The sequence below is a fragment of the Blastococcus sp. SYSU DS0619 genome (assembly GCF_054051035.1).
Genome location: NZ_JBJHAM010000008.1, coordinates 74177 through 87415, shown reverse-complemented (window position 1 = coordinate 87415; position 13239 = coordinate 74177). Strand labels below are relative to the sequence as shown.

General features: G+C 68.9%; 13 protein-coding genes and 1 tRNA gene. 6 read left to right on the top strand and 8 right to left on the bottom strand.

Going from position 1 to position 13239, the window contains the following annotated elements:
• Positions 1–76: 76 nt before the first annotated feature.
• From ACI79T_RS11840 to ACI79T_RS11830, 3 genes are all read right to left on the bottom strand, one after another.
• Positions 77–1198 carry a tyrosine-type recombinase/integrase gene (locus ACI79T_RS11840; protein WP_456610261.1) on the bottom strand — a complete coding sequence of 374 codons (1122 nt, stop codon included), beginning with the start codon at positions 1196–1198 and terminating at the stop codon, positions 77–79.
• Between the two features lie 39 nt (positions 1199–1237).
• Positions 1238–1456, bottom strand: a complete 219-nt coding sequence (locus ACI79T_RS11835; RefSeq protein WP_456610260.1) for an excisionase family DNA-binding protein — start codon at positions 1454–1456, stop codon at positions 1238–1240.
• A 391-nt stretch (positions 1457–1847) separates the two neighbouring features.
• On the bottom strand, positions 1848–2081 hold the full coding sequence (locus ACI79T_RS11830; protein WP_456610259.1) for a hypothetical protein: 234 nt from the start codon (positions 2079–2081) through the stop codon (positions 1848–1850).
• Between the two features lie 213 nt (positions 2082–2294).
• On the opposite strand from ACI79T_RS11830, the gene ACI79T_RS11825 reads away from it, so the two are divergent.
• Positions 2295–2573 carry a hypothetical protein gene (locus ACI79T_RS11825; protein ID WP_456610258.1) on the top strand — a complete coding sequence of 93 codons (279 nt, stop codon included), beginning with the start codon at positions 2295–2297 and terminating at the stop codon, positions 2571–2573.
• Between the two features lie 543 nt (positions 2574–3116).
• Here ACI79T_RS11825 and ACI79T_RS11820 read toward each other — a convergent pair.
• Genes ACI79T_RS11820 through ACI79T_RS11810 form a run of 3 tightly spaced genes read right to left on the bottom strand, consistent with a single transcriptional unit; the run spans position 3117 to position 6731 of the window.
• On the bottom strand, positions 3117–5075 hold the full coding sequence (locus ACI79T_RS11820; protein WP_456610257.1) for a DUF3732 domain-containing protein: 1959 nt from the start codon (positions 5073–5075) through the stop codon (positions 3117–3119).
• A 4-nt stretch (positions 5076–5079) separates the two neighbouring features.
• Positions 5080–5553 carry a three component ABC system middle component gene (locus ACI79T_RS11815; RefSeq protein WP_456610256.1) on the bottom strand — a complete coding sequence of 158 codons (474 nt, stop codon included), beginning with the start codon at positions 5551–5553 and terminating at the stop codon, positions 5080–5082.
• Positions 5550–6731, bottom strand: a complete 1182-nt coding sequence (locus tag ACI79T_RS11810; RefSeq protein WP_456610255.1) for an ABC-three component system protein — start codon at positions 6729–6731, stop codon at positions 5550–5552. Before ACI79T_RS11810 ends, ACI79T_RS11815 begins: the two co-directional genes overlap by 4 nt.
• Positions 6732–7097: 366 nt before the next feature.
• On the opposite strand from ACI79T_RS11810, the gene ACI79T_RS11805 reads away from it, so the two are divergent.
• Both ACI79T_RS11805 and ACI79T_RS11800 read left to right on the top strand, forming a co-directional pair.
• On the top strand, positions 7098–7820 hold the full coding sequence (locus tag ACI79T_RS11805; RefSeq protein ID WP_456610254.1) for a hypothetical protein: 723 nt from the start codon (positions 7098–7100) through the stop codon (positions 7818–7820).
• 288 nt (positions 7821–8108) lie between these two features.
• Positions 8109–8234: a hypothetical protein gene (locus tag ACI79T_RS11800; protein WP_456610253.1), complete on the top strand. Its 126-nt coding sequence runs from the start codon at positions 8109–8111 to the stop codon at positions 8232–8234.
• 195 nt (positions 8235–8429) lie between these two features.
• Here ACI79T_RS11800 and ACI79T_RS11795 read toward each other — a convergent pair.
• Positions 8430–8503 (bottom strand) — tRNA-Gly (locus ACI79T_RS11795).
• A 152-nt stretch (positions 8504–8655) separates the two neighbouring features.
• Between ACI79T_RS11795 and ACI79T_RS11790 the strand changes: the two genes are divergently transcribed.
• The 3 genes from ACI79T_RS11790 (at position 8656) to ACI79T_RS11780 (ending at position 11220) form a co-directional block, all read left to right on the top strand.
• Positions 8656–9777, top strand: coding sequence for a sensor histidine kinase (locus tag ACI79T_RS11790; protein WP_456610252.1), 1122 nt, complete (start codon positions 8656–8658; stop codon positions 9775–9777).
• Positions 9774–10433, top strand: a complete 660-nt coding sequence (locus tag ACI79T_RS11785; protein ID WP_456610251.1) for a response regulator — start codon at positions 9774–9776, stop codon at positions 10431–10433. The genes ACI79T_RS11790 and ACI79T_RS11785 overlap by 4 nt, the downstream gene beginning before the upstream one ends.
• A gap of 88 nt (positions 10434–10521) precedes the next feature.
• The gene (locus tag ACI79T_RS11780) at positions 10522–11220 is read left to right on the top strand and encodes a DUF2306 domain-containing protein (protein ID WP_456610250.1); all 699 of its coding nucleotides are present in this window, start codon (positions 10522–10524) and stop codon (positions 11218–11220) included.
• 9 nt (positions 11221–11229) lie between these two features.
• On the opposite strand, the gene ACI79T_RS11775 is transcribed toward ACI79T_RS11780, so the two are convergent.
• A complete protein-coding gene (locus ACI79T_RS11775; protein WP_456610249.1) occupies positions 11230–13161 on the bottom strand; it encodes an alpha/beta hydrolase in 1932 nt (643 codons plus the stop codon).
• Between the last annotated feature and the right edge of the window lie 78 nt (positions 13162–13239).

Below are 13239 nucleotides of genomic sequence, written 5' to 3'. Positions count from 1 at the left end.
GCCATGACCCAGGTATGACCCAGGGCTCCGGCGTGACCCACGCGTGACCCACCGCCGCATGTCATTGCTGTTCGTCCTACCCCGCGTCGTCGTCCGGTGGGTTTCGCACTGCCCCAAGCATGGCGTCCAGGGCACGGGCGATCTCGGCATCGCGGTCGTCCGCGGCGTGCTGGTAGAGCAGGGCCGCGGCGGGGGAGGAGTGGCCCAGCCGGCGCATCAGTTCCTTGGTGGTGGCGCCCGTGGCCGCGGCAAGGGTGGCGCCGGTGTGGCGAAGCTCGTGCGGCCGCACCGCCGGGAGGCCGATGGCGTCGGCGGCGCGGCGGAAGGTCTGATTCCAGTTACTGCGGGCGAGGTAGCCGCCGGAACTCGTGGAGAACAGCAGAGGGTCTGGAGCATCGGCGACGTGCTTCTCCAGGTGCTCCTCCAGTACCGCGGCAACAGCGACGGGAAGGGTGACGGTCCGGTACCCGGCGTCGGTCTTGGGCTCGCCGACCACCCACCGCCCCTCGACGCGCCGCACGGAGCGTTCGATCCGGAGTCGACCGCCGGGCAGGACGTCGGACCGGCGGAGTGCGGTGGCCTCGCCGAACCGGAGGCCGCCGAAGGCGAGGACCAGTAGGAGTGCCCGGTAGCGCTCTGTTCTCCGGTCCCGCCCCAGTTGTTCTGCCAGTTGGAGAGCTTCGGCCGCGGTGAGCGCGCGGGAGGGGCGGGAGGCCTTGGGAGTGCCAGCTCCGCGTAGCCGGCAGGGGTTTGACGCGATGGCCTCGTCGGCGACCGCCACGTTGAGGATGGCCCGTAGGAGCCGGTAGGACTGAGCTACAGCCGTAGGGCCGGTCGTCCGGCCGGCTTTGGCGTGCCAGGAGCGGACGGCCGCGGGTGTCACCTCGTCGACGGGGACGTTCGCCCAGGGCTGCGCCAGGTGGTGGCGCCAGAGGCCGGCGTAGAGGACGCGGGTGCTCGCGCGGAAGTCGTTACGGGCGAGGTAGTCCTCTGCGTAGTCGCCGACTGTCCGCTGAGTAGCGGACGGAGCCCGCCAAACCTTGCGGAGGAGGTCTGTCTGCTGGGTTGCCAGCCAGGCCCACGCATCTGCCTTGGTCCCGAAGACCTTGGCGTGCCGTCGACCGTCAGGGGTGCGGTACCGAGCGCGGAAGCGGCCGCTGGGGAGCTCGTCGACAGTCCCGAACGTCCGCTTCGCCACGCCGCGACCTTGGGCGACGTCAGCGAGCGCGTGTCGAAATCACCGCAAGCTGTGGACGCGTCCGGCATCCACAAACGCGTCTAGCGTCGTCCGCTCAAGACGCACATACTTGCCGACTTTGACGTAACTGATCCGACGTTCCGTGATCAGCCGGCGAATGAACCGCTCGCCGGTTCCGAGGTACTCGCCCGCTTGCGCCACAGTGAGCAGCGGATCGCCGGGGGAGTGCCGCTCTTTCGTCGTCCGGTGCGCCGTCATGTTGGGGAGCCTTGGCGGATTCCTCCAGTTCTCCTTCGGAAGCCCTCTTCCAGCTATCGACTTCCGTCCAGTGACCCGTCGTCGCTCGCGCTCCCTGTCCCTAAGCGGGCGTGGAAGCACTGGCCGCGGATCGGGACGACTGACGCCGGCGCGGGCTCACCCCCGCGGGCGCAGCAGCTTCGAGATGCCGCCGGCCGCCTGTGCGTGAATGTTCTCCGTGGTCCCTGGCCTCTTCACGGTGGGTCTCGTCCCGAAGGCCAGGACCGGCCCCTTCCAGCGTCGCGGCTCGCAGGCACGGGCGGGCGCCCCGGATGGGGCCAGGATGCCGCAGGGCCCCGCACCGGTACGGTGCGAGGCCCTGCGGACGGTGCTGCCGGTATAGCAGCCGCTGTTAGGCGCGTCGGCGCCGCGGCACGCGCCGCTCGGGGTGGGCGCGGTTGTCCTCGATTTGCGCCAGCAGCGCGGGGTTGGCCATGAACCGGGCCTCAGCTTCGCTCAGGACGACAGCGGGCTCGAGAGTGATGGTGCCGTCGGGGTCCTCGTGGACCAGGTAGCGGTCGTGGTGGCCGATCTTGCCGAAGCTGACTCGGCGCCTCTCGTCGAGCTCGATCACAGTGGTGGGCATCGGTGGGTGTCCTCGCTGGTGGTCACCCGGTGCGGGTTGCTATCCCGCCGGGGTGTGGTGGGGGTGGGTTGTGCTCGATGAGGGTCAACGACCGTGCGCCGACCCACTCGGTTCCCGCTCGTTTCCTACTCGCTGACAAACGCACAGTACCCCACTTTCCCCCAACGGGCACCAGGGCACTGCCCAATCGCCCCATTGGGGTAAGCTGGCGGTATGAACCCGTTGGAGCTCGACCCCGAGCCCGCAGAAGTGTTCGACCGGCTACACCACACCGACCCGGCTACCGCCCGTCGCGTCGATGCGTGGTTCGACAGGATCGAGGCCGACCCCGGCGCATCGGCCGTCCGCCGCCGCCTGATTCGCCCTGGCCGGGCGTGGATGATCGTTGTGCAGCGTGCCGACCCCACCAACACGGACGACCTGGCGATCCTCTGGGACCTCGACGGGGCCACCCCTGTGGTGCGCTACCTCGGTCCGGCCACCTTCACCTGACCACGTGCCGTAGCGCCGCGCCAACAGCTTGAGGGCGGACAACTTGAGGACCCATTTCACAGCGTCCTCTAAAGGACCCGGCGCTGCTCCGTGCCCCCTAAGCGGTGTCCGGCAGAGACCGGCGGTCCCGCGCCACCGTCCCTTCACCGAGCGGTGGCCGCGCTGAACCTCACTGTGAAGCCCGCGCCGAGGCCGCCACACTCTCGACGGGCGCCTTTCCAAGATCACGAGGCATCACACCTCTTGCATCTCCGGTCCCGGCCACTCGTTGTGACGAGTCGCCAAGGGGCGCCACCCCGTCAGGGCACCGCGTCATCGACTCACCGCCGATGATGAAGAGACGCGCTGCCGGACCTAGGTCCGCAGATGTCCAGGGAGCTGTTGGCGTCCGCTATACGGGTCCGATGCGATTGACACAGGCTGGATGGCGTTGAGCAGCATCTCGGAGACAGCACGAATCCTTTTTAGTTGATCGTGGGCGCCGACACATCCGCGACCTCGGAGGATGTGAGCGACATCTGTGCAACGGAGGCGCTCGGAGATTTACGGTCCGACTCGCGCCGCCCAACTTTGGGGGATCAGTGCTCGGCCATTACGCCATTCCTCCACGATCGACGCGGTGAACCAAGGCTCATCTCGCAGGTTCACGTGGTCGCTAACGATGATCTGGAACGGTCCTTCGCCCTCGCCGGCGGACTCGTGCAGGAGCCGGTACATGTCGCGGACCGCCTGCCGGTCGCTGTCGTCGGCCGGCAGTTCTCCGTCTGACTTACTCGGGTCGTCCTGTGGATAGAAGGGCTGGCTCGGTTGGTCAAGCATGAGGAAGCGAGGTACCGGCCTGCCCTCCTCCGCGAAGAATCGATGTAGCGCAAGATGGACGGCAAGATGAAGTCCAAGGTAGTTGGATGCGCTTCCAACCTGATTGAGGCGCAGCCGCCCCGAGCCTGTGCTGACGACTGCAGTCAAGTTTCGGATGTCGAGCGCGACGGGGCGATCGGAGTGCTCAACGTCCAGTCGAGCGGCAATCTCGGTGACGTGTTGACTGACGGTCACGAGTCGCGCCTCGAGGTCCGTCTGAGATTCACCTGCGCGCTCTTCGATCCACTCCAGATTCCGCTGGGCTGCTTCGTATGCTTCACGCGCTCGCTGAACGGTCCCTTGGGCGCCAGTGGATATGCCTGCGAGTGCTGCGTCTATGCGGCCCTGATGGAATGCCACCTCCTCCGCGCGGCTCTGCCCGAAGAGCACGGGGCTCGTGGTCGCTTGGAGCGCAGCCAGCGCCGCGTCGGTCGCTGCAAGTTGCTCCTGCACTGACTCGACCCGGCTTTCGACGCGACTGACCGCTTCGGCCCTACGTGGCCGATTGCGAGCGAGTCCAGCTAGGTCGTCCCGTAGGGCGGCGGCGTAGCTACGCATCTGCTCGATGCTGGGGTCCGGCTCATCAAGGTCTTGGCCACAGAGAGGGCAGGCGTTCGAGGCCGCCTCTCCCTGTGTGCCGATAAGGTCAAGTGACTGGAGGGCGATGTGTTGCCGGGCTACGGCAGCGCCGTACCCGTCCTCATCTTCGCCGAGCGATCGAAGCGCGGCTCGTTCCTCAAGAAGACCTCGAAGCTCGCGGCGAAGACGTGTCTGGACGGTTTGCAAGGCGAGTTGCCGTTCGAACGTCTCGTCGTCAGACCGGGTTGGTGATGTCGCACCGATCCTGCGAATAGTCACCGCCTGCAGAGTGCGAATTGCCTGCTCTCGGGACTCGATAACGGTGCTGTCCACCAGGCCTACGGCGAACGCCTCTTGGATCAGCGCTTGAAGCTCGGCCTCGACGTTGGCATCGCGCGATTCCGCAATGTTGAGCCGGTTGAGGAGCGCCTGGGTTGCGCGACGGGCTTGCCGAGCCTGGGCCTGCCACACCGCTTGGTCCCACCGTTCGGCGCCTAGGAAGTAGGGAAATGTATCCCTCAACGCGTCCGCGACTCGGCGTTCGCCCTGCCGGTGGAACAGCAAGTCTTGATTGCTTACTTCGCCTTGCTTTTGAAGGCAGAACAACACGGCTTGTCCAACGCTTGCCGCATTCGAGGTGTTGAGCGCTCCTTCGGGGGACGAACTGCGGAACTCGCCAATCCCAAGAACCTGTCCGAGCCGCCGTCGCAGGCCCGCGGTATCCGTGTTCGCCTTTAGGTCTTCATACGACGGCAGTTGGGCGTGTGTGGACTCCACGAACATCGCCTGTTGATTTGATGCAGCACCGCGTGCCGGCCGGGGGCGGCCGAGGAAGATGTGGGTGTTGCTGGCCTGCAGCAACACGCCGTACCAGGAAACCGCTTCCCGGATGCGCTCTCCAGCGACTGACTCCTCTGTACGCCCGAAGCAGTAGTCGACTATGTCGAGCAGTGCGCTCTTTCCGGTCTTGGAGTCACCTGTGATCACATTCAGGCCAGGCTTGAGGGACACCACCCGAGGCTCAGGACTACTCCAGCCCCACACGACGATCGATACGAGCTGCACGGCCCTAGGGTGTCATCCCCAGTGTGGCCAGCACTGTCGCGGTAGGCAGCGGCGCGAACCATCGGCCGATGAGGGCGGAGGCGCGTTGAAGCTCGCGGAGATCGCCAGGAGTTCGGGAGGATGGCAGGAGCCCACGCAGACCGGCGCCATCAATCGCGAGTAGGCCGTGCCGCAGGCCCGCACGAAGGCCGGCCCGGTTGTATGTGCGTAGCGCTGTGCATCGGGATGGAAGCGCTGATACAAGCAGGTCGTTCTCGTCCCGCCACGTCAGGAGTCGTTTCGCGGTGGACCCTGGAAGCGCGGTTCGTGAAGGGACATGCAGCACTAACGCCGGAGTCACGAAGGCCAAAGGCCAAGGCATCGGATCGCCGTCGGACGCCTCCTGATAGGCCCGACTCGACCAAGCAAGCACGCCTGCGACCAAGAGTGGGTTCAACGTCGCCCTAAGAGCAGCGGGCTGGTCCTGCCAGCGGGTCATGGCAAGCGCCCGCTGAGTAGGGCGTTCAGGCGCTGCGCGAACTCGGGGTGCCAGCCGACCGCCCCCCTGTCTGCCAGCGAATGATGGGTGCCACGCGCAAAGAACGGCTCCGTGAATCCAGGCCGCAGCATCGAGGCCGGTTGATTCATGGCAACGGCGTAAAGCCGCATCCCAGCCGCCTTCAACTCCTGCTCCGAGGGAGTCGGTCCGAGGCTGTGGCGCACCAGAGCGAACTGCATCTTCCACTCATCGACGACGCGATGTTCGTATGCAGTCAATTCGGCCAATTCAACCATGCTGTTCTCGACCCAATCTTGAGCCTGGGAGTATGCGCGGTAATAGTCGCGCACTGCTAGCAGTAGGAGCTCCTCTCCGGCTTCGACCCAGGAAAGCTGCTGCGCGAAGACTCGGCCTCGATGACCCTCAGTCGTGTCCGGCAGTCCATCTGAACCGACAGTCACCGGCAGGCTGCGGGATGAATATTGCTCACGTAGACCGTCTAGTTGTAATCGCAGGTGGAGCCGAGTTACCCCTGTTCGTACGCCGGCAAGCAAGTCAACGCTCACCCGCCACCACCAGCCAAGCAATGACTCAACGAACGGGTCTTCTCGTCCAACGGGTAGGCCAACACCTAAGGCTTCCCGCACCTGGCCAGCAAGCTCCGCCGCGGTTGCTTGGCGCCAAACCACGGTCATCCGAGCGACAATGCCGGACCGAATCATGGACGACTGCTCCAGCCATGCGGCCCGCGCCGTGGCCGTGGACTTGTTCGCCGAGTGTGAGGCGGCCGCGTTCAAGGCCTCAACTGCAGCTGTCGGGTCGCGATCCTGGGGGCCGAGTCGTGCTAGCGCCCCGGACTCAGGCACAGTCTGTGTTGTCACTATGACGAGCGCAGGTCCGTCGGGAGCGCGCAGTACCGGATTGTCGAGCCAGACCTGGATCGTGCGCCAAAGGTCCGAACTTCTGTCGCCGAGAGAGCCGCCGTCGCCAAGGTGATGCTTGATCTGGAGGGCCTGAAGCGGGTTCCCAGCCGCGTCGCTCCAAGAGACGTCGTCGATGTTCTCAAGCCGCAGCTCAGCATCCTCGGGGCCAGGACGAGCGAGCTCTAGCAAGGCCCAACCGACCTGGTAAACGTACCCGAGCGCCTGGCCGGCTGCAGTGTGCTTGTCGGCAGCCACGGCTCATTGTCTCCTGACGGGTGGCCGCCTGCCCCCTCGCCCCTCCCGCCTCTGCGATGACTGCACGCCTGCGCTCTCGGCCTGCTCTGCTCGAGCGGGGAAGGCTCTCGGAGGCCGCTCACCGATCAGTCGACCCGTTGCGTGAACAACCTGTCGGGTCAGGGCATTAGGCCAACCCAGCTTCCAAGTCCGTCTGGGGGCATGGCCTCCCACCCCGGCGACCCCTGACACGGCGGGGCGGTGTCATGTGATGAGGCTTGCGGCGGCACATCTTGCCGATAGGCTAAGACTTCGGCTCACTGACCGGCGAGCCGTCACCCTTGAACGCGTTTGGAGGTAGTGATCAGCAGGGCGGCCGCGATACGCGTGGGAGCCATCTTCCTGAGCGCGATTGCCTTCAATCTGCTGTCCGACCAGTTCGAGGTGTCCGCACCTCTGGTGATGCTTCTCGCCTTCATCGCGCTGCTCTTGCTACTTGTAGTTGAGTCACAGTCGAGATCGTCGAGTGCTGGATCGCCACCAAGTCGCCACTTCCTGTCGGAAACCAGCAAGAATCTTCTGATCTTCAGCCTGTCATCGATGATCCTCGGAGCGATCGTTGGGGCAATCTGGGTCCTGCCCATTTGGGAGTCTCAAGAGATTGATCCGCCGCTGGTCGGCGGCTTCTTTCACAACTACGAACTCGGAGCCGCTCTTGTGATAGCGGTTCTCGGCTGTGTAGCAGCAGTGCGGGGGCGCCCGCCCGCTGACTGGCTGATCTTCTTGACGGCTGCTGTCACCGGAATGACACTTGCGATCGTTTCCTTGAAGCCAGTCAACGATTTCCTGCCGACCTTTCTCGGCTGGTGGGCCGTCGTCGCTCTGGCAACAATTACCGTGGCCTTCTTCCCAGAGGTATTCCGACTCTTTGGCGCTTTTTGGGGCTCTCGAAGCGAGCCAGGCCGTTCGCTCTTTCTGTCTTCGGACGATCCCCAGCGGGCAAGTCCTATAGCAGTCACGATGGCCGAGCGCGAGACGGACGGCTCGCCGAAGCGAATTGATGGGAGTGGGGGTAACCACCAAGACCTATCGGACCCTGGGCGTCCGTGAGGTGTGAGGGTGGCGGCGATACTGCTGCGGCTGCTAGCCACGTGCCCAGCCGCATCAGCTGGAAGCCGCTCTATTCAAAATTCGCCGCCACGGCGCTCGACCTCGCCTGTCCTCCCAACGCCGTGCCGGTCGAGCACGAGGGGAGGCTGCGCGAACGCTTCCTGCCCGCGGTGACGTTCCATGGCCGGGTCGAGCATCGCAACAGCCAGTACGCCCTCTACGCCGCCGCCGGCATGCGCGGCGGCCCGGCTCGACCTGCTGAGCGACGCCGGCTGGTGGCAGACCCCGTTGTGGCAGTACGCGCTCTTCGCCGTCGTCATCTACAGCCGCGCGGCGGCCGAGCGGCTGGCGGTGCCGGTGGAGGAAGTTGCCCGGCAGATCGCCGCCCGGCACGACCTCCAGGCCTCCGTGTGACCCGTTGTGGTCACGGGGAGGCCTCCCGGAGGGATGAACGGGGTTTCTGCCTGGCCGTATTGAGCCGCTGGCGTGACCCATTCATGACCCACGCAGCGGAAAACAGGGGTCAGAAGGGGGCGTATCGGGCCGTCCGGAAAGTCCTCCGGGACTCCTCCAGAACGCCTAACAGGCGTTCTGACCTGCGGTTTTACGTGGAGCGGGTGACCGGGATCGAACCGGCATGGCCAGCTTGGAAGGCTGGGGCTCTACCATTGAGCTACACCCGCGAGATAGCCGCCCGCCGATCGTGACCGGTGAGCGGGAGTCCGCATCGAGGGTAGCGCCTCCCGGGAACGCCGCTCCCGCCGGTCGCCGGACACACCCGGATCTCCTCCTTCCGGCTGATCAACTCCGCCCTCCCGGCTCGTACGGTGACCGGGTGAACGCGCTGCTGCGCTCGCTCTGGCGCGAGCCGAGGCCGCCGGACGCCCCCGCCCGCGGCTGGCGGGACTGGCTGCTGGCCGCCCTGGTTCCGGTCGCCGCCACGCTCGAGGGCGTCCTCCGGCCCGACCTGCCGTCCCGCTGGCTGCAGGTGGCCGTCCTCTGCGCGCTCGCCCCGCTGCTGCTGTGGCGCCGCACCCAGCCCGTGCTCGTGCTCATCGCCTGGTTCGGCGTCCTCGCCGTGCTCGCCGTCGTCACCGGTGACCGCGACGGCATGTACTCCGCCGCCTTCGGGCTCCTGCTGCCCTACGCCGTCGTGCGGTGGGGCTCGGGCGCCCAGGCGCTGGCCGGGCTCGCCGTCCTGCTGGTCGGGGCCGTCGTCTCGATGGTCCTGGGCCCGGCCACACCCGGGGACGCGGTCGGCGGCGGCGCGGTCCTGCTTGCCTCGCTCGCCCTCGGTGCGGCCGCCCGCTACCGGGCGCGCGCACGAGCCCGCGAGCTCGACCAGGTCGCCTCGCGCGAGCGGGAGCACCTCGCCCGCGACCTGCACGACACCGTCGCCCACCACGTATCGGCGATCGCCGTCCGCGCGCAGGCGGGCCTGGCCACCGCGGCCGCCCGCCCCGAGGCCGCGGTCGAGGCGCTGCGGCTGATCGAGCAGGAAGCGGCCAGCACCCTCGCCGAGATGCGCGGCATGGTCCGCGCGCTCCGCCGCGACGGGCCCGCCGAGCTCGCCCCCACCCCGGGGCTGGCCGACCTCCCCGGCCTCGCGGGCGGCGACGGCCTGCCCGTCGACCTCCAGGTGGACGGCGACGCCGCCGCCGTCTCCCCGTCCGTGGCGGCCGCCGTCTACCGCTTGGCGCAGGAGTCGGTCACCAACGCCCGCCGGCACGCCCGGCGCGCCACCCACGTCGACGTCCGGGTGGTCGTCGACGATGTCCGGGTGAACCTGCTGGTCAGCGACGACGGCGACGGCGCCGCCACGCCGGGTACCCCGGGGTTCGGCCTGCGCGGCATGGCCGAGCGCGTCTCCCTGCTCGGCGGCACCTTCGACGCCGGGCCTGCGCCCGACCGTGGCTGGACCGTCCGCGCCGACCTGCCCCGCCGGGGGCCCGCGTGACCGTGCGGGTGCTCGTCGCCGACGACCAGGAGATCGTGCGCACCGGGCTGCGGATGATCCTCGACGCCCAGCCCGGCATCGAGGTGGTCGGCGAGGCCGCGGACGGCGAGGAAGCCGTGCAGCTCGCCCGCCGGCTGCGCCCCGACGTCTGCCTGCTCGACATCCGCATGCCCGGCACCGACGGCCTCGAGGCCACCCGCCGGCTCGCCGGGCCGGACGTTCCCGATCCGGTCCCCGTCGTCGTCATCACGACCTTCGACCTCGACGAGTACGTCTACGCCGCCCTGCGCGCCGGCGCCCGGGGGTTCCTGCTCAAGGACTCCGGGCCCGAGCTGCTGTCCCAGGCCGTGCACGCCGCCGCCCGCGGGGACGCGCTGATCGCCCCGAGCGTCACCGCCCGGCTGCTCGACGCCTTCGCCGGCACCGGCCCCGGCGCCTCGCCCGCCCAGCCGGTCGACCCGCTCACCGACCGGGAGGAGGAGGTTCTCGCCGCCGTCGCCCGCGGCCGGTCGAACGACCAGATCGCCCGCGAGCTGCACATCGCGCTCAGCACGGTGAAGACGCACGTCGGCAGCCTCATGGCCAAGCTGGGTGCCCGGAACCGCGTGGAGATCGCGATCTGGGCGTACGAGACGCGGCGCGTCCCGCGCAGCTAGACCGGGCGCCGGCTCCGACCAAAGGAGGACCCGGGAACCGGTCTTTCCGGCGATGACCTTCGGCGACGCGGTCCCCAGGATCGGGTGCATGACCGCAGCTGTACGGACGACGCCCCGCCGACGGCGGCAGTGGCTGGTGCCCGCCGCCCTCATCGCCCTGGCCCTCGTGCCGCTCCTCGCCGGCGCCGTCCGGCTCGTCGAGCTCTCCGGTGGCGCCGCCGTGCTGCCCGAGGCCCCGCGGTCCGCGGGCGCGCCGGTGCCGCTGGTGGTGCACATCCTCAGCGTGCTGGTGTTCACCGTGATCGGCGCCTTCCAGTTCGTGCCGGGCACGCGGGGACGCCGACCCCGCTGGCACCGCGTCACCGGGCGGATCGCCGCCCCGGCCGGCCTCGTCGCCGCGCTGAGCGGGCTCTGGCTGACCGTCGTCATCATCGGCGCCGACAGCGGGCTGCTCACGATCTTCCGCGCGGCGGCCGGGGCCGGGATGGCCGTGGCCCTCGCGCTCGGCGTCGCCGCCGTCCTCCGCCGCGACCTCGCCGGGCACCGCGCCTGGATGCTGCGCGGCTACGCCCTGGGCCTCGGGGCGGGCACGCAGGTGCTCACCGCCGGCGTGTGGATGGCGATCGCAGGGGAGACCAGTGCGGCCACCGAGGCCTGGCCCATGGGCGCCGGCTGGCTGATCAACCTGGCGGTCGCCGAGTGGCTGATCCGCCGCCGCCCGTCCGGACGGCGGCCGCTTCCCCAGACACCGCACCCGCGGACGGCGCCCGCCGGGCAGGTCGGGTGAGCGGCCGGTTCAGGACAGCGGGGCGAGCGCCTCGACGGCCGGCAGGAAGACCTGCTCCCGGTGCACGTCGTTCCGGGCCGGGCTGGTCGTCAGCTGCACCAGCAGCAGGCCGTCCGGGCCGTCGGCCAGCGCCAGCTCGACGCTCTGCCCCAGGTCGTCCAGCCGGTACAGCTGCCAGGTGAACGAGTCGGTCGCCAGCTCGCCGACCGGCTGCGGCGGCTCCGCGAGCCCCAGCTGCGTGCCGACCGTCTGGAGCAGCTGCTCGGCGGTGGCGCCGGGCACCACCTGCTGGACCAGCGACGCCAGGACCGACTCCTGCCACGCGCCGGGGAGCACCTCGGCCCAGCCCTCCGGCCGCAGCCCGGTGAGACCGAGCTCCTCGCTCTCGAACGACGTCATCTCCACCTCGATGTCGTCCGCGGTGAAGGCCGGCGTCTCGATGTCGTCGACGCAGTCGGTCGCCGGCTCGCTGCCGGGGTCGTCCAGGAAGTCCACGGCGATACCGACCGCGCACTCGTGGCTGGGCAGGGCGCCGTGCCCGGTGAAGGGGAACCGGACGAAGAAGCTGTTGGGCAGCTCCTCGGCGATCTCCTCACCCCAGCGCGGCGGCGTGATCGGGTCCAGGTCACCGGCCAGCACCAGCGCCGGGATCTCGCTCGTCACCGGGTCGTTCGCCCCGTCGACCGGCTCGCCGGCGTCCCAGGAGGCGCAGACGTCGAAGACGCCGGGGCCCAGCGTCGGCGCGCCTTCGAAGAAGCCCTCCACCAGCGGGTGCTCGGCGGCGGCCGCCGCCACGTCCTCCTGAGAGCCGAAGGCGACCTCCTCCTGGCACTGCACGGCCAGCTGTTGGCCGAAGCTGACGAGCTCCAGCTGCTGGGACAGCGCCCCTAGGAGGAGGCCGATCGTGCCGAACTCGCCGTCGTCCGCTGCGGTGATGATCTCCGGCAGGTGCGCCAGCAGCTCGGTCGAGTAGAGGGTCTGGAACAGGAAGCCGACGAGCGAGTCCCCGTCGAGCTCGTCCTCGATGCGCTGCCCGTTCGTCGGATCGATCACGGTGATCGGCGCCGGCGAGGCGTTCAGCTCGTCGACCAGGCTCGCGAACGTCTGCTCGAGGTCGGGGTACTGCGCGGCGCATCCCGGGTCGTCGGCGCACGTGGCGAAGAGCTCCTCCATGGCCCGGACGGCGTTGCGCGGCGTCTCCTCGTAGAGATCGGCATCGACGGGGTAGGCGGCGTCCAGCACCACCGATCGGATGCCGTCGGGGTGGTCGCGCATCGCCGCCTGCGCCAGCCGGGTCCCGTAGGAGATCCCGTAGAGGTTCCACTCGTCGTAGCCGAGGGCGACCCGCAGGTCCTCGAGGTCGGCGGCCGAGGCGGCGCTATTGTAGTCGGCGAAGTCGACGCCCTCGTCGACCAGGCGCTGCCGGCAGTCGTCCAGCGACTGCACCGCCTGGGCCTCCAGCTCCTCCGGGGGCAGGTCCGAGCCCACTGACTCCCGCACCCACGAGCTGTACTCGTCGCAGGCCAGCGACGGCTCGGTCAACCCGGTGCCCCGCTGGTCGACGAGCACCAGGTCCCGGTTCTGGGTGAGCGGCTCGTAGAGCAGGCCGTACGCCTGCGGCACGAGCTCCAGCGTGCTCTGGCCCGGTCCGCCCGACAGGTAGACGACGGGGTCCTCCGCCACGTCGTCGGCGTCGCTCCGGACGATGCCGAAGGCGAGCTGGATCTCCCCGGCGTCGGGGTCGTCGCGGTCGGCCGGGACGGGCAGCGTGCCGCACTCGATCTCCACGCCCGCCGGCACGTCGAAGTTGCAGGCGCCCAGGTCCACGCCGGCGGCCGTGGGGGAGGCGTCGCCGCCCGTGGCGTCGTCCTCGTCGCTGCTCGTGCACGCGCCCACGAACAGCAGCGGAACCAGGGCGAACGCTGCTCGACGACCGGCCATGACCCTCTCCCTGTACGTCGGGCACCCGAGTCCCGACGTCGTCCGACTCTCTCCACCGAGATCCAACTACACATCGCC

Bases quoted from the DNA above. Each gene is read 5' to 3' on its own strand.
- ACI79T_RS11835 (WP_456610260.1), bottom strand. From the start codon at position 1,456: ATGACGGCGCACCGGACGACGAAAGAGCGGCACTCCCCCGGCGATCCG.
- ACI79T_RS11830 (WP_456610259.1), bottom strand. From the start codon at position 2,081: ATGCCCACCACTGTGATCGAGCTCGACGAGAGGCGCCGAGTCAGCTTC.
- ACI79T_RS11825 (WP_456610258.1), top strand. From the start codon at position 2,295: ATGAACCCGTTGGAGCTCGACCCCGAGCCCGCAGAAGTGTTCGACCGG.
- ACI79T_RS11815 (WP_456610256.1), bottom strand. From the start codon at position 5,553: ATGACCCGCTGGCAGGACCAGCCCGCTGCTCTTAGGGCGACGTTGAAC.
- ACI79T_RS11780 (WP_456610250.1), top strand. From the start codon at position 10,522: ATGACCGCAGCTGTACGGACGACGCCCCGCCGACGGCGGCAGTGGCTG.
- ACI79T_RS11775 (WP_456610249.1), bottom strand. From the start codon at position 13,161: ATGGCCGGTCGTCGAGCAGCGTTCGCCCTGGTTCCGCTGCTGTTCGTG.